The organism is Alicyclobacillus sp. ALC3 (assembly GCF_028751195.1).
Classification (GTDB): Bacteria; Bacillota; Bacilli; order Alicyclobacillales; family Alicyclobacillaceae; genus Alicyclobacillus_L.
The window spans coordinates 2,889,814-2,911,068 of record NZ_CP066784.1 but is presented as its reverse complement, the minus strand read 5'-3'; the positions used below and the strand labels follow the sequence as shown (position 1 = coordinate 2,911,068).

Sequence of the window (21,255 nt, the reverse complement as noted above, 5' to 3'; positions counted from 1 at the left end):
CGCGCACAGATGCGCGGGCCGATGGCGTGCAGATTGAATTACGCGACGACGGTCGGGTGCAGGGCGCGAGCGGGATCGACATATGGCAGGTTAAACGCCTGCGCAACACCCGGGAAGGTGACTTGGCCATTGACGATGTTGAGGCCACCGCGGATGGTAGGGTCTTCCGCCGCTTTCACTACGCCGAGGTTTGCAACTTTCAATATATAGGGTAGAGTTGCGTTCGTTAGTGCAAATGTGGATGTGCGCGGCACGGCTCCCGGCATGTTAGCCACAGCGTAGTGCGTCACGCCGTCGACGAGATAGGTCGGGGTGTCGTGGGTCGTCACGCGGTCGGCCGTCTCGACGCAACCGCCTTGGTCGACTGCGACATCGACAATCACGCTGCCCTTCTTCATTTGCGCCACCATCTCGCGGGTGAGCAGCTTCGGCGCGCGCGCGCCCGGAATGAGCACCGCACCAATCACGAGATCGGCATCCCGTGTCGCTTCCGCCACCGCATACGCTGTCGACATCAGCGTCTTCACGCGGCCGCCGTAGACATCGTCGAGGTAGCGCAACCGCGCGCTGCTCACATCAATCACGGTCACATCCGCGCCAAGTCCAACGGCAATTCGCATCGCCTGTGTCCCGACCATACCTCCACCGAGGATCACGACTTTCCCCGGCAGGACGCCTGGCACACCACCGAGCAGCACACCCGGTCCGCCGTGCGGCTTCTCAAGGAAGTGCACACCGACTTGCACGGACATCCGCCCGGCCACTTCGCTCATCGGCGCGAGCAGCGGCAAGCTGCGATCTGGGAGCTGCACGGTCTCATACGCAATGCCGGTCATCCCCGACGCCATCATCGCCCGCATGAGCTGTTCGTCTGCCGCGAGGTGCAGGTAGGTGAACAAGTTAAGGTCGTCGCGGAAGTATGGGTACTCCTCCGGTTGCGGCTCCTTGACCTTGACCACCATGTCGCTCGCCCACGCTGTCGCGGCGTCTGTGATGATGCCGCCTGCAGCCTGGTAGTCAGCGTCACTGAAACCGCTGCCATCGCCAGCGTTGTGTTCGACATGTACGGCGTGCCCGGCATCCACCAGGGCTTTGACGCCTGCGGGCGTCAGACCGACACGCGACTCTAGTGCCTTAATTTCCTTCGGCAGTCCAATGTGCATCGATGAGCAACCTCCTAAGATGGATGAACCAAGCGAACGGGTGCAATGTGAGGTCGGGTGCAACCGACTGGCCGGGTGCGGGCCGTTGGCCTGGGTCAGTTGGGCGCACCCGATTAAAAGCCCCCACGTATGTTTTGTAGGCGAGGCTACAATCGGCCACGTTCGCATCTCATGCAATCATAAGGCATGCGACTCGTGTAGACTTCAGACAAACTGTAAGAAGAGCTAGCCGAAGAAAGTGACAAGATTGGTGGGCGAACGGAGTACAGTGATTGCGACGCCAGCGTCGCTACCGATAGGCTTTTGCAGTCACGCGGTCGCTACCGCGCGGCCCTACCTGCGCCGCCTTCGCGCCAACCGATATCCGTGAACGCGCCGCCCTCGCGTCTCAGGACCCAGCCACCCAGATTCAGCCAACTCCCGGAGATGCCGGGTGGCGGTTCGCGACGTGACACCGAAGCGAATTGCAACGTCTTTGGCTCGGATGGGGCGGTCAAGATGGGCCGCGAGGTCCAGTGTGCCTTGGTTAAGCGCCGGGATCCCTAACCAGTCCTGACGGACGTCTCCCGAGAGGCGGCCAATCAACTGGACAACCGTTTGCTGGCACGATTTCGGCAACCGTGTCAATTGGTCGTATGTGAAGCGCAAGACGTGCCGCCCATCGATCAGCAGGTCATTTTGGCGGCGAGCGTGATCGTTAAACTGCTCCAACGTGATGTTCTGCCAGTGGGTGCCTTTGCCGTCGATCTCGACCGCGATCCGATAGTGCGGCCTGATGTATGCAAAGTCGATATAGCGACCTCGGTCCGCAAAGTCGTGCACTTCGTATTCTGGGTACAAGTTGTCAAACTGGCCAAAGGCCGGCCACCAAACGGTCTGCAGGAACAACCGTTCCGCATGGCCGAGGCCATTGGCAACCCGGTCTGCTGAGAATCCGACTCGCTCCCTCGCAGTATCCTCCAGCAACGCCGAATATGCTTCGTCGAAGTCCATGTCACACCGTCCCACTACTAGGCTGCAGGCTGGTTGTGCCGTCCTTCCAAATGCAATCTCAATCGCGCTCCCCATCCATGACTCTCCGGAGAATCGTAATCCCTTCCGTTATCCGCCCATGAATTATTTGATCCCGGTCGCTGTCCGCATCGCCGCCCTGCTACCCGCCCTGCTACCCGCCCTGCTACCCGCCCTGCTACCCGCCCTGCTACCCGCCCTGCTACGCGCCCTGCTAGCCCCAGCCCCGTCACCGCCGCCCTGCCGGAAGCTTTCGCATCACACCAGTAAATTGGTACAATGGGGAGTGCGATCACGCAAGAGTGGAGGAGGGTGCACATGTACGACGTAGCAGTAATCGGATCCGGTCCGGCAGGAGCAAGTGCCGCGATCTTCACGGCAAAAGCAGGCAAGAAAACCGTCATGTTTGACGGCGATTTGGGTGTGACCAAGCGCGCCTGGGTGCGCAACCACTACGGTGTGGTCGATGTTGATGGGCCAAACTTGGTTGCGACGGGCAAGCAGCAGGCTCAGCAGTTTGGCACAGAGTCTGTGGAAGCCAAGGTCACCAGCGTGAGCAAGTCCGGTGACGGCTTTAAAATCGTGACAGAGTCCGGCGAGTACGAGGCGGCGAACGTGATTGTCGCGACAGGGTTCTGGACCGACCTCGCCGACAACCTCGGCGTCAAGACGAAAGACGGCACGGAGCCGCGTGTGAAGACGATCATCGACGTCGACGCCGAGGGCCGCACGAATGTGCCGGGCGTGTGGGCTGCGGGCACTGTCGCAGGCGTCAGCGTTCACACCATCGTCACCGCCGGAGATGGTGCACGCGTGGCGATTAACCTGTTGAGTGAATTGGCCGGATCACGGTATGTCGATCACGACGTCCTCAAGCAGCCTGAGTAAGCTGCGCGCGACTTCGGCCACCTGAATACGAGGCCGGAGGTAGCGCCTTGACCTCTGAGATGAAGAAATGTCGCTAATCGCGGTTTATCCGTGCATTAGCGACATTTTTACCTGATAGCCCAGGTGGGCGGAATGGCGCCTCCCGCGAAACCTCCCGTGGCCCCCCTACTTACTGCCCGACCGCGAGCACGTCGCGCCGCACTCGCGCGTCGATCAACCGGCACCCCGGCGTTTCCGCGACCACTCTCAGCGCGGCCGCCAGCTCATCCGCAGTCGATACAGTCCAGGCTTGCCAACCCATGCCGCGGGCGACTGCCGCGTAGTCGACATCGCCGAGTTCAGTGCCCGCTGGTCGCCCTGGGAACTGTCGTTCCTGGTGCGCGCGAATCGTGCCGTAGACGCCGTTGTTGACCACGACGCAGACGAGATCCAAGCCCAGTCGCACCGCCGTATTCAACTCAGCGGCCGTCATCAGAAATCCGCCGTCCCCGGAGATACACCAGACCGGGCGTGACGGGTCAGCCAGCTTCACGCCGATGGCCCCCGGTAACCCGTAGCCCATCGCCCCGTTGACCGGGCCGACAAACTTGCGCTCACCAAAGCGGAGGTGTCGCAGCAGCCACTGCGCAAAGTTGCCAGCGTCGCTAGAGACGACGGCGTGTTTCGGGATCACGACCTCTAGCCTTCGGAACAGCTCGTCCATTTCGACGCCATGATGGGCGTCCTCACTCTCGCCATGGCCATCAGAACCAATCCGAGAAGCCCCCGCGTCGGAGCCGTCGAAATCCATCGCCACCGCTCCAAGCCCGCCAGCCTTCCCGACCGCCACGTCATTCCCAGCCCCCGCACCAGCCACCGCACCAGCCCCCGCGCCCTCGCTCATAGTCCCCTCATGTAGCGAGGCCGTGTACCCAGCGAAGCGGTCGCGCAGCATCTGCGCGGCCACCGGGTTCGCCCCAACCCAACCCCCAAGTCCCGCAACAAATGCTGCCGGGTGCACCGTGACAAAGCGCACGGCCGCACTGCCTGTGCGGCGCGTACCGGCCGCGTCCGTGTAGGGGCAGACCACCGTCAGGTGCGCGTCGGAGTGCAGCTTAGCGCCGCCGCCCAAGTTGACGTCCTCCAAGACAGGGCCGAGCCCGACAATGACGTCCGCCGCACGCAGCGCGGCATCCACCGCCGACGGAGCGCCGAGCCCGAGATTGCCGCAGAAGTTGTCGTGTTGGTTCGGAAACGATGCGTAGTAGCGCCAGGCGTTCATCACCGGCAGGCCGAGCCGTGACACAGCGTCTGCCAACACGTGTTGCTCCGAATCGCTCCAGTCAACCGCGGACAGAACCAGCGGCCGCTCTGCGGACACAAGTGCATCCATCACAGGGGCTATGTCAGCAGCCGACACATGGCCCGGCGTCACGAACGTGGCGCGCGGCGGCATAGGCGCAGCGACCGCGTGACTGAGCAGGTTTTGCGGCAAGACCACGACGACCGGTCCCGGCCGATCGGTGAGTGCTGTCAGTTCTGCTTGCCGAAGCACACCTGGCAGCGATTCCGCCTCCGCCACGTAGAGCACCTGCTTCGAGACCGGCGCGTAGAGAAACTTCATGTCGACTTCCTGAAAAGCGCCGCTGTCGAGAACTGTCGTCGGCACCTGGCCGAGCAGCACTACGAGCGGCAGCGCTTCATACATCGCCGTATGTAAGCCAATCGTGAGGTTGCTCGCGCCAGGGCCGCGAGTGCCCATGCAGACACCAGGCCGACGCTCACCAAGCTGACGGCCGTGGCGCGCATAGGCCGTCGCGGCAAACGAGGCGCCAGACTCGTGGCGACACGTGACCAGTGTCACCGACGAATCCACAAGCGCGTCGAGAATCGGCAAAAACGTCTCACCCGGAACGTGGAAGAAGTGGCCGATCCCGCTCGACTCCAGCCACTCCCGCACCACTACGCCACCCGTTCGCATCCGCATCGTCACCCTTGCAAGGACTGATTGATGAACGTCATCTTGTTAATCGGCAGCAACACGAACTCCGCTTCACCGACAATAGCGCTGCGCGCCACGTACTTATGTACCCACAGACGGCTGTCGTCTGAAATCGGCCGATTGTCGCCCAACATAAAGTAGTGCCCCGCTGGCACGTGCCACGTCCCGAGGTACGGTCCGTTTGACTTCGCAATCCCCGGGTTGGTCTCAACGAGTTTCTTTCCATTGATATAGACCGCATGTTCGGTCACCGTGATGGTGTCATTTGGCATCCCCACGATGCGCTTCACGAACAGCTTCTTCGGGTTGTCTGGCCAGTGAAACACAACAACTTCTCCGCGGTAGAGGTGTCCGAACTCGACCGGAATCTTGTTGACCAACACATACGACTGCTTCTGCGCATCAAGCGCCGGGATGGTCGGATACATGGAGGCGGAGGGGACACGAACAGGTTCCGCAACCCACTCCCGGATACCAAGTGCGATCAAGACACCAATGAGGATCGGCCAAATCCAGCTAAGCACTTCCTTGGTCTTCTGTGCTGCACTCACGCTCTTTGATCACACCCTTCACACAACCCATGCTACCACAATCCGCGGTTGCTCGGCCGCTTAAACCTTGGACAGGTTGTTCAGCCGAAGCAACCTATAAAGGACAATGGCCGTTGCGAATTCGTTCAACCGAGGCTCGCCACAAATGACCGAGCCTGCTCCACCTCGTGCTGCAGCAGTCCGTGGCCAGCGTTGCTCCACTGCAGGTCCACCTCTGCCCCCGCCTGCTTCAGCATATCTGCCAGACGCTGCGCGTTGTCGGCAGGCAGAATCGGGTCGTGCAACCCGGACGCCATGAACACCTTACGCCCTGCCAGATTTGGTAGTTGAGCGGGCACGACCGGCACCATCGACCGCAGCAGCACCGCGTGTGCAAGCACGTTCGGCTCGAGCAACAACAGACTCGCTGCGATGTTCGCACCGTTCGAGTAGCCGACCGCGACTAGCTCCAAGGCATCCAGGTCGTACGCCGCAACAGCTTTGCGCAGAAAATCAGCCAACTCGTGCGTCCGAAAGACGAGGTCCTCCTCGTCGAACACACCTTCCTCCAGCCGGCGAAAGAAGCGCGGCATCGGCCCTTCCATCACTTTGCCGCGGATGCCAAGCAAGGTGGCGTCTGAATCAAGCGCGCGGCCAAGCGGCAGCAAATCCGACTCGTCTCCGCCCGTCCCGTGTAGCAGGACCAACGTCCGCCGACTTTGTCCAGGCGCTTGCACCAGCCTATGTACGAAGCCGAGATCCATAGTCTCCATCAGTCAACCTCCATCATACTTACTTTTTTTCACTAACTGTGTTATAGTATGTGTATGAACAAGTCTTCAAACAGCTAGGGTAAGCTAAGCTTCATACACGTCAGGAGGGGTGTGGCATGGACCTCATCGGGATCCACCACTTAACGGCAGTATCGGCACGCATTCGCGATAATTACCAATTCTACACGAAAGTCCTCGGTCTGCGCCTCGTCAAACGCAGCGTAAACCAGGACGACGTCAGCGCGTATCACCTGTTCTACAGCGGCGACCGACGTGGGGCGCCAGGCAACGACCTCACATTCTTTGACTGGAACGTGCCAAGTGAGCGCCGCGGCACCCACAGCATCACCCGCACCTACCTGCGCGTTCACGGTGCACAGGCGCTAGCGTGGTGGGACAAATGGCTGACCGAACAAGGCGTCCTGCATACGGAGACGGCCGTGATCGACGGACGTGCAACGATTTTCTTCGACGATCCGGAAGGTCAGCGCCTCGCCCTCATCGACGATGGCGGCACCGCCGAACCCGGCGGTCCGAAGGAACCGCTCAACGCGTGGGAAAAGAGCTCCGTCCCTGCCGAGTTCCAGATTCGCGGAGAGGGCCCCATTCAACTCAGCGTCCCGAAACTTGACTACACGGCCGCCGTCCTGACGGAAGTGCTGAACATGCGGCTCGTCCGCCAGTACCCGCACCCGCAGCGCCTTTCAGACACCATCTACGTATTCGAAATGGGCCAAGGTGGGGCGGGCGCCGAATTGCACGTCGCTGAGCAACCCGATTTGCCTCCGGCACAGCCCGGCGCAGGCAGTGTGCATCACGTCGCGTTCCGCACGACGATGGCCGAGTACAACGACTGGCTGCAACGACTGCGGTCGTACAAAATCCCGAACAGCGGTGAAGTTGACCGCTTCTGGTTTCGAAGCATCTACTTCCGGGAGCCAAACGGCATCCTGTTCGAGATCGCGACCGACGAACCTGGCTTTGGCGTCGACGAGGACATCGACACGCTCGGCGAGAAAGTCGTACTGGCACCGTTCCTCGAGCCGCAACGCGAGGAAATTGTGGCAAACCTGAAGCCGATTGACTAACAAAAAAGGCGCCGCGACGGTTCAGTGAGCCTCGCGGCGCCTGATTGTGCGAATGACGTACAAAACAAACAATCGATGCGCCAACAAATAGCTGTGCCACAAACGCCCTCCCTCGCATGTCCGGCGGATATTTTCTGCACGCCCATGAACTGCTATACGGCGAACCTTAAAGGGATCACCACAACTTCTCAACGACCTTTCAATTTTTCTTGGACTTAGGCGTGGTATTCTCCATACGACAACACACCAACATAGATAGAAAGAGTGGAGCGAAGTGGATTGATCGATTTCGAACAAAGGTATACACGTCGTCGGGCGACGCGCAGCCGTAAACACTTGCCCATTTTGCGCAACGAACGGCTAACTGCTATGGCTGGTCTGGCACTGTTTGTGTTGCTCTTGGTCGAACTCGTCGTCACCGCCAAATTACACACTTTACTCTCCGTGCACATCTTCCTCGGCATCGTTTTAGCCGGCCCACTCACCGTGAAGATGTTGAGTACTGGGTACCGCTTTGCTCGCTACTACACCGGTTCGCCAGTGTTTGTCGAGAAAGGACCGCCGCATTGGTTGCTTCGTCTTGTCGCTCCGTTTATGGTGCTTCTGACCCTGATTGTATTTGCCAGCGGCTTTGCCTTGGCGATCTTAGGTCCAAGCCGGATGGGGCTTTTCTTTGACATCCACGCCGCTAGTGTCGCGCTATGGATCCCGCTTGTCGCCGTTCATGTGTTTGCCCATTTTCGCAAAGTCCCCCGCCTGGTGGCACATGATTTAACGAAGCGCCCCGGCTACCACGTATCAGGACGAAACGGACGAGTTGCGCTGAATATCTTTTCCCTAATCGTCGGGTTCATTGCCGCTATCCTCATGATCCCGGTATCGACTCCTTGGCGCCATTTCCAATACGCTCAAAGTGTGTCTCCACCTTTTGCTGTCGGCATCGTGTTGGCTGTCATCGCAATCTTCATCGCAGTCCCACTGTTGCGCATTGGGAGGAGAGACTGATGTCCATGACCAACCACATACCGCCGTTATTTCACGATATCGAGACACCTGAGACCTAGTCTTGCCCGACGGGACGCATGTCGAAAACAGCCCACTTCATCCTCGAACGGAGGCGAAGTGGGCTGTTTTAATGCATATCAGACGAATTTATGACTGTGGCGCAAGTGGCTGGCTTGCACCATATTGAGCCGCAAAGCCATCGGTGTCAGTATCCGGTCGACTCGGCACGGAAATTAACCTCCTGCCTTGGACAAGGCCCCCTGCGTCGGCCACAACCAACCGGGGGTTCCCGTTCACGTTCACAGTGCCCGGGTTGATGGTCAAGCTGCCGTAATTCGCTAAAGGCGTGATGATGCCGTTAACCATCGGTGCTTCTTCAATCCACTCTGCGGACGTGGCCGAACCCGAGTAGGCTTGCGTAGTTGTATATGTCCACCCCCGAGTTGTATCCGCAATTTCGATCTTCCAGTAGCCGTTTCCTTGGTTTTGAATCGAAGCTGACATATGGTCACCTGGTTGTACCGTCGCTTGCGTGTTCTGGTCAGTGACCATAATTGGCGTTTCAGGACTCGGAAGTATTTCCCACCACGCGTAGTACTGCGGTACGCCATTGACAACGTCTTGTTCAGTGCCGGTTTGAATTAGATTGCTGTTACTGAACCCGTCAATCCCAATCCACGTAGAAGAGTATTGCGTCTGTCGACTGGCCTGTACGGCAGGTACAACCCAATTCCCCGTGATCCCACTGTAGTGTCCAGAAGTAACAGCGTAGCCTGACCAGTTGCTTGACTCCCATCCGAGCACGGGTTTGGTATAAATGGGCCATCCCGGTCCTCCGCTACCAGGCGGTCTGCCACCAGGCGGTCTGCCACCAGGCGGTCTGCCACCAGGTGGTCTTCCGCCGGGTGGTCTTCCACCAGGTGGTCTTCCACCAGGTGGTCTTCCACCAGGTGGTCTTCCACCAGGTGGTCTTCCGCCAGGCGGTCCTCCGCCACCGGGTCCACCTCTTCCATATCCCGGTCCGCCTAGACGGAAATTGCGTCCAAAAACGCCAACCACAGTGTTCGCGCGAATCATTGGGGCATTCGTAACTGCACCAGCCGCGGCTGCTACAGGTGCCGCTGGTGCCATGAGCAGACCTGCAGCACCAGCAATTGCTCCAATTGCCAAGATTGTCTTCCCCACAGTCTCCATCACCCTTCTGAATTCCCTCTATCCGTTCTTCTTTTGATGAATTCCGCACTCATTTCGACACGATGTCTGAAGAGTCCTTCTACACATGTAGAGATGGACTAATCCAAATAGACTAGGCGGAATCACGCATATGAACCTTCTGTAAACTTATGCGAGAGATATAAGCTGTACGTGTAGCTGTTGCAATATCGTGCACCACTCTCACTAACACAGAGACCAACCTATAGTTTGTTGTGACAGAACGGAAATCGGTTCGGGGGTGAAGCTGTTATGCAACACGAACACACTACTGTATCACACAGATTCCTCGAGGTCCGGATGGAGTCCATCGGCGGTCTCGGGGCAAACCTCGCGGGCAAGATCCTCTCTGAGTCAGGCGTGCTCCGGCAAGGTCTGAACGGCTGGTACGCGGCTTCCTACGGGTCCGAGAAGAAGGGCTCACCAGTCAAAGCGTTCATCCGCTTTGCGCCAAAAGAAATCGAGATCCGCGGAACCTATCCAGTCGACGAACCGGACGTCATCGCAGTCTTCCACGAGGAACTGCTGCACGAGCCGTCGACGCTGGCAGGGCTACGCGAAGGCGGGACGCTGCTCGTCAACACCAAGCGCGCACCCGCGCAAATTCGGTCGCAAGTCGGCCGCGACGATGTGACCATCGCGTGTGTGGATGCACTCGGTATCTCGGTGCGTGAAAAGACGCGTATCAACACGGCGATGCTCGGGGCGATGTGTCACGTCATTCCGTTACTCGACGTCGAAGCTGTCCGCACTGGCATCGCCCAGACGTTCTCCGCCAAGTATCAGCACCTGCTCGACGCCAACCTGCGCACCTTTGACGCCGGGCGCGACGAAGTCATCGAGCAAGCGCCGCTGCACGAACTCGACGTCGACGGCGAAGACGCCGTCGCGATTCACCCTGGCGTGACACCCAAGAAGCATAAGCACCGGGCACTCGGCTACGACACCGCGTTCATCGGCGGTACCATTCCCACGCCGGGAAACTCCTACCACAAGGACTTGACCGCTTCGCGCAACGGATTCATTCCAGCATTCAACGTCGACAGCTGTATCCACTGCGCCGCTTGCGAACAGGTCTGCCCGGACGCCTGCTTCGTCTGGGAGACGCGCGACAACGGCAAGGGGCGGCAGTTCCAGTACCTGACCGGGATCGACTATCAATACTGCAAGGGCTGTCAAAAATGCGTCGTCGCCTGCCCGACCGATGCGCTGTCGACGATTGCTGACGATGAAGAGTACGTGCTCGCACACCGTGTCGTGCACCACTTTGCGAAGGAGGTTGAAGTACGATGAGCATGAATGTTGTAGAACGACCATCCGCATCTGAGGATACAGCGCCAAACCGCGCGACCAGTCCGACGCAGAACACCGAGCTGCCGCAGCAGATGGAGGAGTTCCACTCCGGCAACGAGATGGCTGCGAGGGCGGCGGCGCAGATTGACTACCACCTGATGGGCTACTTCCCAATCACACCGTCGACCGAAGTCGCCGAGTACCTCGACGAGATGCGCGTGAAGGGCGAGCACAACATCACGATGGTGCCGGCAGACGGCGAACACGGGGCGGCCGGCATCTGCTTCGGCGCCTCGACAGGCGGCGGCCGCGTCTTCAACGCGACGTCGTCACAAGGCTTCCTGTACATGCTCGAGAACCTGCCGGTCCAGTCCGGCACCCGCTTCCCAATGGTGCTGAACCTCGTGACGCGCGCTGTGTCCGGCCCGCTCGACATCAAAGGCGACCACTCAGACTTGTACTACGGCCTCAACATCGGCTGGCCAATTTTACTCGCGCGCGACCCGCAAGCTGTCTACGACATGAACCTGATGGCCCTCCGCCTCGCCGAACACAGCGACGTCCGGCTGCCGGTGATGGTCGCGTACGACGGCTTTTTCACCTCGCACGCCAAGCGCCGGGTGAACTTCTTTCGCGATCGCGAAACTGTCCAGGGCTTTGTCGGCCCGATGCCGACGCCGCCGGTGACTGCGCTTGACCCGCGCCACCCGGTGACAATTGGCCCGTATATGAATGATCCCGACCAGATGAACAACAAGTACCAGCAGTCGCAGGCGATGTACAACGCGGCGGCGGTGTTTGAGCAAGTCGCGGCGGCGTACGAAAAGGTCTCCGGCCGCCGCTACGAAGCACTCGACCTGTACCGGATGGACGACGCCGACGTCGTCTTGTTCGTGCTCAACTCCGCCGCCGACACCGCGCGCGACGCGGTCGATGAGCTGCGCGACCAAGGCATCAAAGCTGGTATCGTCTCGCCGAACATCATCCGACCGTTCCCGGCCGCAGCGATTCAGGCAGCTTTGGCGAACGCGACGGTCGTACTCGTGGCCGAGCGCGCCGACTCCTACGGCGGCCATGGTCCGAACCTAACGCACGAGGTCAAGGCAGCGCTGCAGGATGTGCACTCGAGGGCGCATGTCATGTCCCGCGTGTTCGGCCTTGGCGGCAAGGAGTTCTACCCGCAAGACGCGCTCCACCTGTTCGATCACGCGCTCGCCTGGCTGCGCGGCGAGATGGTCGCGGACTTTGACTACTACGGTGTCGATCCCGGTGCTGACTCCGGTGCTGACTCCGCAGCGAACGCTGTGTTCGCAGGCGGGCTGCCGGCCCTGACCAAAGAAGAGATGAGCGGGTTCGTGTCGGTGACACCTTCCCCAGACGGCGGCGGGCTGCAGGTGAAGGTGCCGAACCTGCGTGCCTTGACCGCGAAACCACGGCGCATCGCGCCGGGACACGGGGCGTGCCCGGGCTGCGGGATCTTCCCAGGGGTCGAGACGTTTTTGAAGGGCATCGAAGGTGACGTCGTCGTACTCTACCAAACCGGCTGCGGCATGGTCACGACGACCGGCTACCCGTACACGTCGCACCGCGTGACGTACTTGCACAACCTGTTCCAAAATGGCGCGGCGACGCTGTCCGGCCTCGTCGAGATGTTCTGGGAGAAGAAGCGCCGCGGAGAAATCGAGATCGGCGACGATATCACCTTCGTCATGGTCACCGGTGACGGCGGCATGGACATCGGCATGGGCCCGGCAATTGGCGCTGCGCTGCGCAACCACAAGATGATTATCCTCGAGTACGACAACGAGGGTTACATGAACACAGGTGCACAGCTCTCGTACTCGACGCCGGAAGGTCACATGACCTCGACGTCTGGCGTCGGCCCGAAAGGCGCCGGCAAGACGTTCCCGCACAAGGACACGGCGCAGATTATGGCGGCGACCAACATCCCGTACGTCTTTACGGGCACGGAGGCGTTCGCGCAGGACCTTATCAAGAAGGCTGCAAAGGCGCAGTACTACGCGACGCACGAAGGCCTCGTGTACGGCAAGATTTTGATTGCCTGCCCCTTAAATTGGAAATCGGCGGACGACCAGGGCAACAACATTGTCGGTGCGGCCGTGAAGTGCAACTTCTTCCCGCTATACGAGGTCGAGCACGGCGTTACGAACATCACCTACGACCCGGCAGCCAAAAACGAGCGCATCCCGGTTACCGACTGGTTGCAGACGATGGGCAAGACGCGCCACATGCTGAAGCCGGAGAACGCCGAGACGCTCGCGCACTTCGAGGGCGAGGTCGACCGCCGCTGGCGCCGCCTGCGCGCGAAGCACGAGAACCCGGAGCTGTAATGGAACTTGAATGGAAATCGCCGGCACCGGGCCGGCGATTATCCGACTAGATGGGCCCGCGGGCGGCGGAGGGGCGGAGGAGCGGAGTTGCGTCGGCGGGCGCAGGGGGCGGAGCTGGCGGAGTTGCGCCGGCGGGAGCAGGGGGCGGAGCTGGCGCCGGAATAGCCGCACAGAACAGCTTATCTGCCAAAAAACACCCCAATCAGCGCTCCATAGGCAGTCAAAAACCGCTTATGGGCCACTTTTCCGCTCAATTCGGGGCGTTTATAGCGTCATAAGCTGCTTCGAACCGCCTAATCGACGCGATGAGCCGGGATTATCCGAGGATAAGCCGTTCAGCGCGGCTATTGCCGCATCGTCTGCCAGGGTCCCACGCTGAGGCCGAGGTTGCCGCTACGGCATCGCGTGCTTCTCGCACTGAAAATGGAAATCGCCGGCGCCGGGCCGGCGATTATCCGACTAGATGGGCCGCGGATGGCGGCGGGCGGAGCGGCGGCGGATGGCGGCGGGCGCAGGGGGCGGAGCTGGCGGAGTTGCGCCGGAATAGCCGCAGAGAACCGCTTATCTGCCAAAAAACACCCCAATCAGCGGTCCATAGACGGTCCAAAACCGCCTATGGGCCACTTTTTCGCTCAATTCGGGGCGTTTATAGCGTCATAAGCTGCTTCGAACCGCCTAATCCACGCGATGAGCCGGGATTATCCGAGGATAAGCCGTTCAGCGCGGCTATCGCGGCATCGTCTGCCAGGGTGCCTGCCGTGCTATCGCGGCATCGTCTGCCAGGGTGCCTGCCGTGCTATCGCGTCAGCCGTCTGCCAGGGTCCCATGCTGAAGCCGAAGTTCCCGCTACGGCACCGCGTGCTTCCCGCACTGAAAATGGAAATCGCCGGCGCCGGGCCGGCGATTATCCGACTAGATGGGCCGCGGATGGCGGCGGGCGGAGTTGCGCCGGAATAACCGCAGAGAACCGCTTATCCGCCAAAAAACACCCCAATCAGCGATCCATAGACGGTCCAAAACCGCCTATGGGCCACTTTTCCGCTCAATTCGGGGCGTTTATAGCGTCATAAGCTGCTTCGAACCGCCTAATCGACGCGATGAGCCGGGATTATCCGAGGATAAGCCGTTCAGCGCGGCTATCGCGGCATCGCCTGCCAGCGTGCCTGCCAGCGTGCCTGCCGTGCTATCGCGGCATCGCCTGCCATCGTCTGCTAGCGTGCCTGCCGTGCTATCGCGTCAGCCGTCTGCCAGGGTCCCATGCTGAGGTCGAGGTTGCCGCTACGGCACCGCGTGCTTCCCGCACTGAAAATGGAAATCGCCGGCGCAGGGCCGGCGATTATCCGACTAGATGGGCGGCGGATGGTCGGTTGGCTACTGCCTGCAAGTGGACCTCATTCGTCCATCATTGCCGAAGCGTCAAGACCACCTTACACTACCACCACAGGCCGCCCGCCATCGCCCCGAGCGTAAGCCCCGTCAGTGCGCCGAAGCCAAAGTACGCGCCGGGTGAGTAGACGAGGTCTAGGGCGAGGTCACCGTCGTGTAATGCGTGATCGCATGCAAACTGTTTAGCATTGGTTGCGGCCAGGTTTGCGCCAGGGGGATGCTGCACCACGTAGATCCCTCCTGAGTTCACGCCCGTGATGGTCCCATGGTACGTGCGCCCATTCATGTGATGAACGTACACCGGCCGGCCCATGTAGCGAGTCGCCTGATAGTACAGCGGATGATACATCGCTGCCCACCTCCTTCCCAAGTGGCTGAATGCACCCACCGCTATGGTACGTACAGGCGGCCACAGGTTGTATCGGCGAGTATCTCGGCACCAATTGGGAAGCGGCGGAAACCTAGGGATAGCTGTGGTTTACAGGCCTTTCATGTCTTGGGACAGGCGACGATGGGATTAGGGACGGATGGTGGACAGTTTGCCTGCACCCGCCTCACCCGTCACGCTCAGCCGTCACGCTCAGCCGTCACGCTCAGCCGTCACGCTCAGCCGTAGATGTGCTCAAGGATGGAGTACAGCGTTACTTTGGCCGGCAGCGGCCGGGCGTCGCCATCCGGCATCTGCATAGCGGCGAGCGCTCGCCGCCAACGCACGAGTTCCTGCGCCAGCCCATCCTGCGTGAACGAGTCGAAACCACCGGCCGTGAGAGTTGCGCGGTAACCCGTGATGGCGTCGGGATCGACAAAGGGGGACAGGTAAATCAGGTCGCCGTCCGTAAACTTAATCTGCTGCAGGGCCTGGAGCGTGTCCGCAAGGTGCTCATCCGCTGCCGCAGGCCCTCCTACGCCGACGAGCAAAATCACGCCGAGGCGGAAGCCGCCTGCCTTCAGCGTGTTCAGTGCCTCTACCGCTTCCTCCGCAGATCCAGGTTTCGCGAGGAACTGGCGTAGCCGATTCGATCCCGTTTCCAAACCAGAGTACACCGTGTGCAGTCCAGCTTCGTAGATCCGCCGAAGGTCGTCCAGCGTCTTGTACTCCAATGTGAAGGTGTCCATAAACGCATTAAACTCGATGCCGCCGGTCGCATCGAGCAAGCCCCCCGTGCCCGCGTTCCCGGTCGATCCCGAAGCTCCCGCGGTTGCAGAGAGGCGGCGGCGAATCTGCGTGATCATCCGAATCAAGCGCTCGGTCGGCACCACGAAGGCGTTGCCGTCCGCGAGAAACACAGTCTTCCGGTCAGCGACACGAGGGCCGAGAAACGCCATGAGGTGATCGAGATGCGCTTCGAGTTCGATTTCAGAGCGAATGTGAAACCGGCGATCCCGGTAGAAGTCGCAAAACAGACACTTGTTATACGAGCAGCCGAGTGTGACTTGGACTACGAGGGAGTGGTACTGATCGGGCGGCAGGATGCTGATCGGAGAGTACACCGTGCGAAAGGCTGCGGCATCTGTTGCCAAGGCCTCGGGCGACCACTGCGCGAGCCGCCGTGCCCACTCCACCCACTGCTCATGGTTTAGGTCCACGCCGCCATCGGCTGCGGACATCATCGTCTGCAGCGTTCGACGCGCGGCACCGTAGGCACTGCGATAAAAATCAGCCGCCGCGCCTGTGTCTAACTCGTGATACGCGCGGTAGACAAGCGCCCCCACTGTCGGGTCGATCACGGCCGTCGCCCGGGGCATGAGCCCGCCTGGTTCAGCAGCGCCGACCGCGGTTGCATCGGTCTCATCAGCGCCAACACCGGGCTGCGCGGCAGCGACCGCCCCTGCGACTACAGACTCACGCTGCGCAGCGCCAACCGCCCCTGCCACTACAGACTCACGCTGCGCAGCAAAACTCGGCGTTGTCACTTGCAGCAGGCGGTTGTCAAACCCGCGGCGAACGACCTGCCGCGGACCAGCCGCCATCAGTAGCCGCCCGGTCTCATCAAAGTGGTAGAGCCAATCTCCTACATGCGCTACGAGCCGATTGTCACGAACGTACGCCTGGCAGCGAGTCCCTTCGGAACCTTGCATATGAAGAACCTCCTGGCGACTCTGTATCCCTTCGTACTATACCCCTCGCGAAACAAAGCCGCCAGTTCCATCCCGCCTAGTTCCAAGAGACCTGAGGCCCCCGAAATCAGTCCACCTGCCGGCAACCGGCACCCTAGTCCAGCGCGCGCCTGCCGGCGCCGTAGTCGGCTTGTGCCAGCCGCGCGCCAATCGAAGCCGTAGTTCGCTTGTGCCAGCCGCGCGCCAATCGGCGCCCTAGTTCGCCGCCGCCTCGGTAAGTTGCTGGCGGATCTGGTACTTCAGAATTTTCCCGGACGCGTTGCGTGGAATCGGGGCGACAACCAGGATGCGCGGAACCTTGTAGTCGGCGATCAGCGCCTTACAATGTTCCCGCAATTCCTCAGTCGTCAGCGTCGCGCCGGGGGCAACCGACACGATGGCTGTGACCGTCTCGCCATAGTCCGGGTGTGGGACGCCGACGACCGCGCAGTCGGCGACTGCCGGGTGCGTAATTACGGCGTTTTCCACCTCCACCGAATAGACGTTCATGCCGCCTGTTAGAATCATGTCCTTTTTCCGATCCACAAGGTAGACCAGACCCGTATCGTCCACCGTGGCGAGGTCGCCAGTAAAAAGCCAACCATCGCGGATGGCGTCGGCCGTCGCCTCCGGCTTGTTCCAGTAGCCTTTCATGAGTGTCTCGCCGCGCAGCAGCAATTCGCCCACTTCCCCGGGTGCCACGTCCGCGAAGTCGTCGTTGACCACCCGCGCCTCCGTATTCAGGGTCGGACGACCGGCAGCGCTCGGATGATCACGCAGTTCATCCCCACCGACGAAGACGCCACCAGGGCCCATCTCGGTCAGTCCGCACAAGTTATAGAGTTCTAGCTCTGGCAGCGTTTCTGCCAGTTTTGTCACGAGGGACGGCGCCATCGGGGCAGCGCCGAACATGCCGATGCGCCAGGCGGACAAGTCCGTCCGCAGCAGATTCTCATTGCGGAGCATGAACTGGTACATCGTCGGGACGCCGAAAAACGCTGTCACCCGGTGTTCCGACATCGCTTGCAGGACAAGAGCGGGATCAAACGTGCGGACCACGATATGCGTTGCCGCGAGGTAAGTGCCCGCCATCAAAAACAGGTTGAGTTCGGCTGAGTGATACAGCGGCGCCACATGCAGCAGGACGTCGCCTTCCCGAAGACCCACGCCCATCGCGGCGTTGATGCCGGTCCAGACAATCCGGTGGTGATCGAGCAGCACTCCCTTGGGCCGCCCCGTCGTGCCAGAAGTGTACAGAATTTGCGCGTCATCGTCTTCCCCCACATCGACGCCAAGCGATTCGGTTGATTCGCGCGCCATCCGCGTCCGCAGGCTATGTACCCCCGCGATGGCGGCTGGGTCCCCATCGGTCCCGGCGCCTGCCATCCCGCTAGTCATCGCGTCTGTCGTCCCACCCGTCATCGCGCTTGCCATCCCACCCGTCATCGCTCCTGCCATCCCACCCGTCATCGCGCCTGCCATCCCGCTAGTTTCCGCAGCAGCGTTCTCGCGTTCCTCGAACGCAAGCGCTTTCACGACGGGCGGTGATTTGCCGTCGGCCGCCGCCTGGGTCTCGACCAGATCGATCGCGGCCGTCACCACCGGGGTAAGTTCGGGATCGTGCAAAATCAACCGCACCGCCGCATCCTCCAGCTGATAGGCCAACTCCGGCGGCGCAAGGCGCATGTTAGTCGGTACTGTAATTGCGCCGAGCTTCAGCAACCCGTAGTAGGCAATCACGAGCGTATCGCTGTTCGCCCCCATGATTGCGACGCAATCGCCGTGACGGACCCCGAAGTCACTCAGCACGCGCGCGGCTTGATTGACGACGTTATCGAACTCTCGGTAGCTGTACCGCCGTTCGTCACAGACCAAGGCCAGTCTGTCCGGGACCCGTCTGGCATTGCGTTCCAGGATGACCCCAATGCTTGGCATCATAACACCTCCAACTTGACAGAGTTGATTGAATACTATGATTCATTATTATACAGCATACGCCCCCTATTCCCGCGCCAGCGCTGGTCTAAAATTGGTAATTGCACGGAGGATTCACGAGAGTTGATCTCAATTGGGAGTGTCGGCGCCATCACTTTGAGACGCCTTCGAGAGGGAATCGGCTTCGTAAGAAGGATTGCCATCGACGCGCTTCAGTGGACGCAGCGGCGAGAACAGCAACCACACAACTGGGGCGATGCTGCCGACGGCAGCGGTAATGAGGGTAGGCCGCAGGCCGATATGCGAGCCGAGTAAGCCACCGGTCAGCGCGCCGAACGGCATGATTCCCCAGATGATAAAGCGGATACTCGCGGTCATGCGGCCGAGCATGTGCGGCGGCGTGATCGCCTGACGGACACTCACCTGGTTGACGTTGTAGGCGACAGCGCCAAAGCTGGTCAGCATGCCAGAGACGACGAAAAACCCGAACGCAAGCGGCAGCGGCCTTATCGCAAGCGGCAAAATGAAGGTGCCGAGCATCGCGATCATCGATGCGGTGACAATCGCCCAGCCCACCCCCAGGCGCTTTGCCATCTTAGCGGCCGCAATCGCGCCAATCGCTGCGCCGACCGCGTTGACAGCGTAGACGAGGCCGAGCAGCGACGCGGTAAAGCCGAGATCGCGCACCGCAAACAACACCATCACCGCACTCGTGACACCGGCAAAAAAGTTGGAGAACGCGGTCGAGACGATCACGGACCGCAAAAATGGGTGTCGCAGCACATACGAGAGACCTTCGCCAATCTGCCGCCAGATGTGTTGCCCGTTGGCTGGCTGAGGACTCGGTTCGATGCGCCGGATGGAGAGCAGAGACAGCACGGACACAACGTACGATGCTGCATCGACCAGCAGCGCCACCGGAGCCGTCAGCACTTGCACGAGCACGCCTGCGATGGCAGGACCGGCCATACCGCTCACCGCCCGCGTCCCCTCAAGTTTGCCATTGCCTTCGATGAGTTCGCTGCTCGTCACGATACTCGGCAGGTAGCTTTGATAGGCGACGTCAAACAGCACGGTCAAGCAGCCGACGCCAAAGGCGACGCCCGCCAGCCACCACAGGGTCAGACCGTGAACGATCGCGAGAGTCGGCACAACGACGAGCAACAACGCTCGGCCAATGTCCGCGCTGACGAGCACTGGGCGACGGCGGACGCGATCGGCAAAGACACCTGCAAATAGCCCGATGAGCAGGAATGGTAGAGTTTGCAGTGCCTCAAGATAACCCATCTGGCGAGCGCTGGCATGGAGCCATGTGACGGCCGTGAGGGAGAATGCCAGTCCTGTGACCTGCGACCCGAACTCGGACACGGTCTGGCCGAACCACAGCTTCAAAAAGTCGACATGCCGCCACAGGGTCGGGCGCTCGGCAGGCGGTGTGACGCTCGGCGGTGTGACGCTCGGCGGTGTGCCCATGTTGAGATTACTCCCGCGTAGTAAAGAGTCCGTTGGTGGCCAATCGGTACAGCGATAATACTACAATTCCGCCAATTTGGCGCAAATGCGCGTGACTATAGGGCCAATTTGGCGCTATCGACAGCACGTCAACACCCTCACGCGGCCATATTGGCGCTATTCACCGCTTTTGCGCCAATTTGGCGCTATCAGCAACGTGATCCCGCTCGCTTTGCGCCATATTGGCGCTATTCACCGCCTTTGCGCCAATTTGGCGCTATCCGCAACATGATCCCGCTCGCTTTGCGCCAGAATGGCGCTATTCACCGCCTTTGCGCCAATTTGGCGCTATCGACAGCACGTCAACACCCTCACGCGGCCATATTGGCGCTATTCACCGTCTTTGCGCCAATTTGGCGCTATCAGCAACATGATCCCGCTCGCTTTGCGCCAGAATGGCGCTATTCACCGCTTTTGCGCCAATTTGGCGCTATCAGCAACGTGATCCCGCTCGCTTTGCGCCAAATTGGCGCTATTCACCGCTTTTGCGCCAATTTGGCGCTATTCACCGCTTTTGCGCCAATTTGGCGCTATCCGCAACGTGATCCCGCTCGCTTTGCGCCAAATTGGCGCTATTCACCGTCTTTGCGCCAATTTGGCGCTATCCGCAACGTGATCCCGCTCGCTTTGCGCCAGAATGGCGCTATTCACCGCTTTTGCGCCAATTTGGCGCTATCCGCAACATGATCCCGCTCGCTTTGCGCCATATTGGCGCTATTCACCGTCTTTTCGCCAATTTGGCGCTATCGACAGCACGTCAACACCCTCACGCGGCCATATTGGCGCTATTCACCGTCTTTGCGCCAATTTGACGCTATCAGCAGCACGTCAACACCCTCACGCGGCCAATTTGGCGCTATTGAGGTCCAGCCGGACCTGATACCGCCAATATGGCGCAATGTGCGTGACTATAACGTCATTCTGGCGCTACCCAACGCGATCGCGACGGTCATACCGCCATCTTGGCGCCATCCGTCCCCCGCTGCGCCTGTGGTGCTCGACGTCACCGGACTGCCGTCGCCCCGTCGCC

General features: G+C 60.5%; 17 protein-coding genes. 6 read left to right on the top strand and 11 right to left on the bottom strand.

Features of this window, described 5'->3' with window-relative positions; genetic code table 11:
• Positions 1–38 precede the first annotated feature (38 nt).
• Together ald and JC200_RS13430 are read right to left on the bottom strand one after the other, a co-directional pair.
• A complete protein-coding gene (gene ald, locus JC200_RS13435) occupies positions 39–1,163 on the bottom strand; it encodes an alanine dehydrogenase (RefSeq protein WP_274432208.1) in 1,125 nt (374 codons plus the stop codon).
• A gap of 333 nt (positions 1,164–1,496) precedes the next feature.
• Positions 1,497–2,156, bottom strand: a complete 660-nt coding sequence (locus tag JC200_RS13430) for a DNA-binding response regulator (RefSeq protein WP_274432207.1) — start codon at positions 2,154–2,156, stop codon at positions 1,497–1,499.
• Positions 2,157–2,492: 336 nt separating this feature from the next.
• On the opposite strand from JC200_RS13430, the gene JC200_RS13425 reads away from it, so the two are divergent.
• Positions 2,493–3,062 (top strand): FAD-dependent oxidoreductase, encoded by a 570-nt coding sequence (locus JC200_RS13425; RefSeq protein ID WP_274432206.1) that lies wholly within the window; start codon positions 2,493–2,495, stop codon positions 3,060–3,062.
• A 169-nt stretch (positions 3,063–3,231) separates the two neighbouring features.
• Here the strand turns inward: JC200_RS13425 and JC200_RS13420 are convergent, their stop codons facing one another.
• The 3 genes from JC200_RS13420 to JC200_RS13410 all read right to left on the bottom strand — a co-directional run bounded on the left by JC200_RS13420 (position 3,232) and on the right by JC200_RS13410 (position 6,337).
• Entirely contained in the window at positions 3,232–5,022 is a 1,791-nt protein-coding gene (locus JC200_RS13420; RefSeq protein ID WP_274432205.1) for a thiamine pyrophosphate-dependent enzyme, read from the bottom strand.
• A gap of 8 nt (positions 5,023–5,030) precedes the next feature.
• Positions 5,031–5,594, bottom strand: a complete 564-nt coding sequence (lepB, locus tag JC200_RS13415; protein ID WP_274432204.1) for a signal peptidase I — start codon at positions 5,592–5,594, stop codon at positions 5,031–5,033.
• Between the two features lie 125 nt (positions 5,595–5,719).
• Positions 5,720–6,337, bottom strand: coding sequence for an alpha/beta hydrolase (locus JC200_RS13410; RefSeq protein ID WP_274436542.1), 618 nt, complete (start codon positions 6,335–6,337; stop codon positions 5,720–5,722).
• 125 nt (positions 6,338–6,462) lie between these two features.
• Between JC200_RS13410 and JC200_RS13405 the strand changes: the two genes are divergently transcribed.
• Both JC200_RS13405 and JC200_RS13400 read left to right on the top strand, forming a co-directional pair.
• Positions 6,463–7,434, top strand: a complete 972-nt coding sequence (locus JC200_RS13405) for a ring-cleaving dioxygenase (protein WP_274432203.1) — start codon at positions 6,463–6,465, stop codon at positions 7,432–7,434.
• 279 nt (positions 7,435–7,713) lie between these two features.
• Positions 7,714–8,439 (top strand): hypothetical protein, encoded by a 726-nt coding sequence (locus JC200_RS13400; protein WP_274432202.1) that lies wholly within the window; start codon positions 7,714–7,716, stop codon positions 8,437–8,439.
• A 147-nt stretch (positions 8,440–8,586) separates the two neighbouring features.
• Here JC200_RS13400 and JC200_RS13395 read toward each other — a convergent pair whose 3' ends face one another.
• Together JC200_RS13395 and JC200_RS13390 are read right to left on the bottom strand one after the other, a co-directional pair.
• Positions 8,587–9,180 carry a G1 family glutamic endopeptidase gene (locus JC200_RS13395; RefSeq protein WP_274436541.1) on the bottom strand — a complete coding sequence of 198 codons (594 nt, stop codon included), beginning with the start codon at positions 9,178–9,180 and terminating at the stop codon, positions 8,587–8,589.
• Entirely contained in the window at positions 9,081–9,452 is a 372-nt protein-coding gene (locus tag JC200_RS13390) for a hypothetical protein (protein WP_274436656.1), read from the bottom strand. Before JC200_RS13390 ends, JC200_RS13395 begins: the two co-directional genes overlap by 100 nt.
• A 451-nt stretch (positions 9,453–9,903) precedes the next feature.
• Between JC200_RS13390 and JC200_RS13385 the strand changes: the two genes are divergently transcribed.
• Complete coding sequence (locus tag JC200_RS13385; RefSeq protein ID WP_274432201.1) at positions 9,904–10,944, top strand: 2-oxoacid:acceptor oxidoreductase family protein; 1,041 nt, start codon at positions 9,904–9,906, stop codon at positions 10,942–10,944.
• A 92-nt stretch (positions 10,945–11,036) separates the two neighbouring features.
• Complete coding sequence (locus JC200_RS13380) at positions 11,037–13,295, top strand: thiamine pyrophosphate-dependent enzyme (protein WP_274436540.1); 2,259 nt, start codon at positions 11,037–11,039, stop codon at positions 13,293–13,295.
• 1,432 nt (positions 13,296–14,727) lie between these two features.
• Here the strand turns inward: JC200_RS13380 and JC200_RS13375 are convergent.
• The 4 genes from JC200_RS13375 to JC200_RS13360 form a co-directional block, all read right to left on the bottom strand.
• Positions 14,728–15,030, bottom strand: a complete 303-nt coding sequence (locus tag JC200_RS13375; protein WP_274432200.1) for a hypothetical protein — start codon at positions 15,028–15,030, stop codon at positions 14,728–14,730.
• 257 nt (positions 15,031–15,287) lie between these two features.
• Entirely contained in the window at positions 15,288–16,760 is a 1,473-nt protein-coding gene (locus tag JC200_RS13370) for a radical SAM protein (protein WP_274432199.1), read from the bottom strand.
• A 234-nt stretch (positions 16,761–16,994) separates the two neighbouring features.
• Complete coding sequence (locus tag JC200_RS13365; protein WP_274432198.1) at positions 16,995–18,713, bottom strand: long-chain-fatty-acid--CoA ligase; 1,719 nt, start codon at positions 18,711–18,713, stop codon at positions 16,995–16,997.
• 129 nt (positions 18,714–18,842) lie between these two features.
• A complete protein-coding gene (locus tag JC200_RS13360) occupies positions 18,843–20,186 on the bottom strand; it encodes an MFS transporter (protein ID WP_274432197.1) in 1,344 nt (447 codons plus the stop codon).
• Between the two features lie 150 nt (positions 20,187–20,336).
• Between JC200_RS13360 and JC200_RS13355 the strand changes: the two genes are divergently transcribed.
• Positions 20,337–20,912, top strand: a complete 576-nt coding sequence (locus JC200_RS13355; RefSeq protein WP_274432196.1) for a hypothetical protein — start codon at positions 20,337–20,339, stop codon at positions 20,910–20,912.
• Positions 20,913–21,255: the final 343 nt, after the last annotated feature.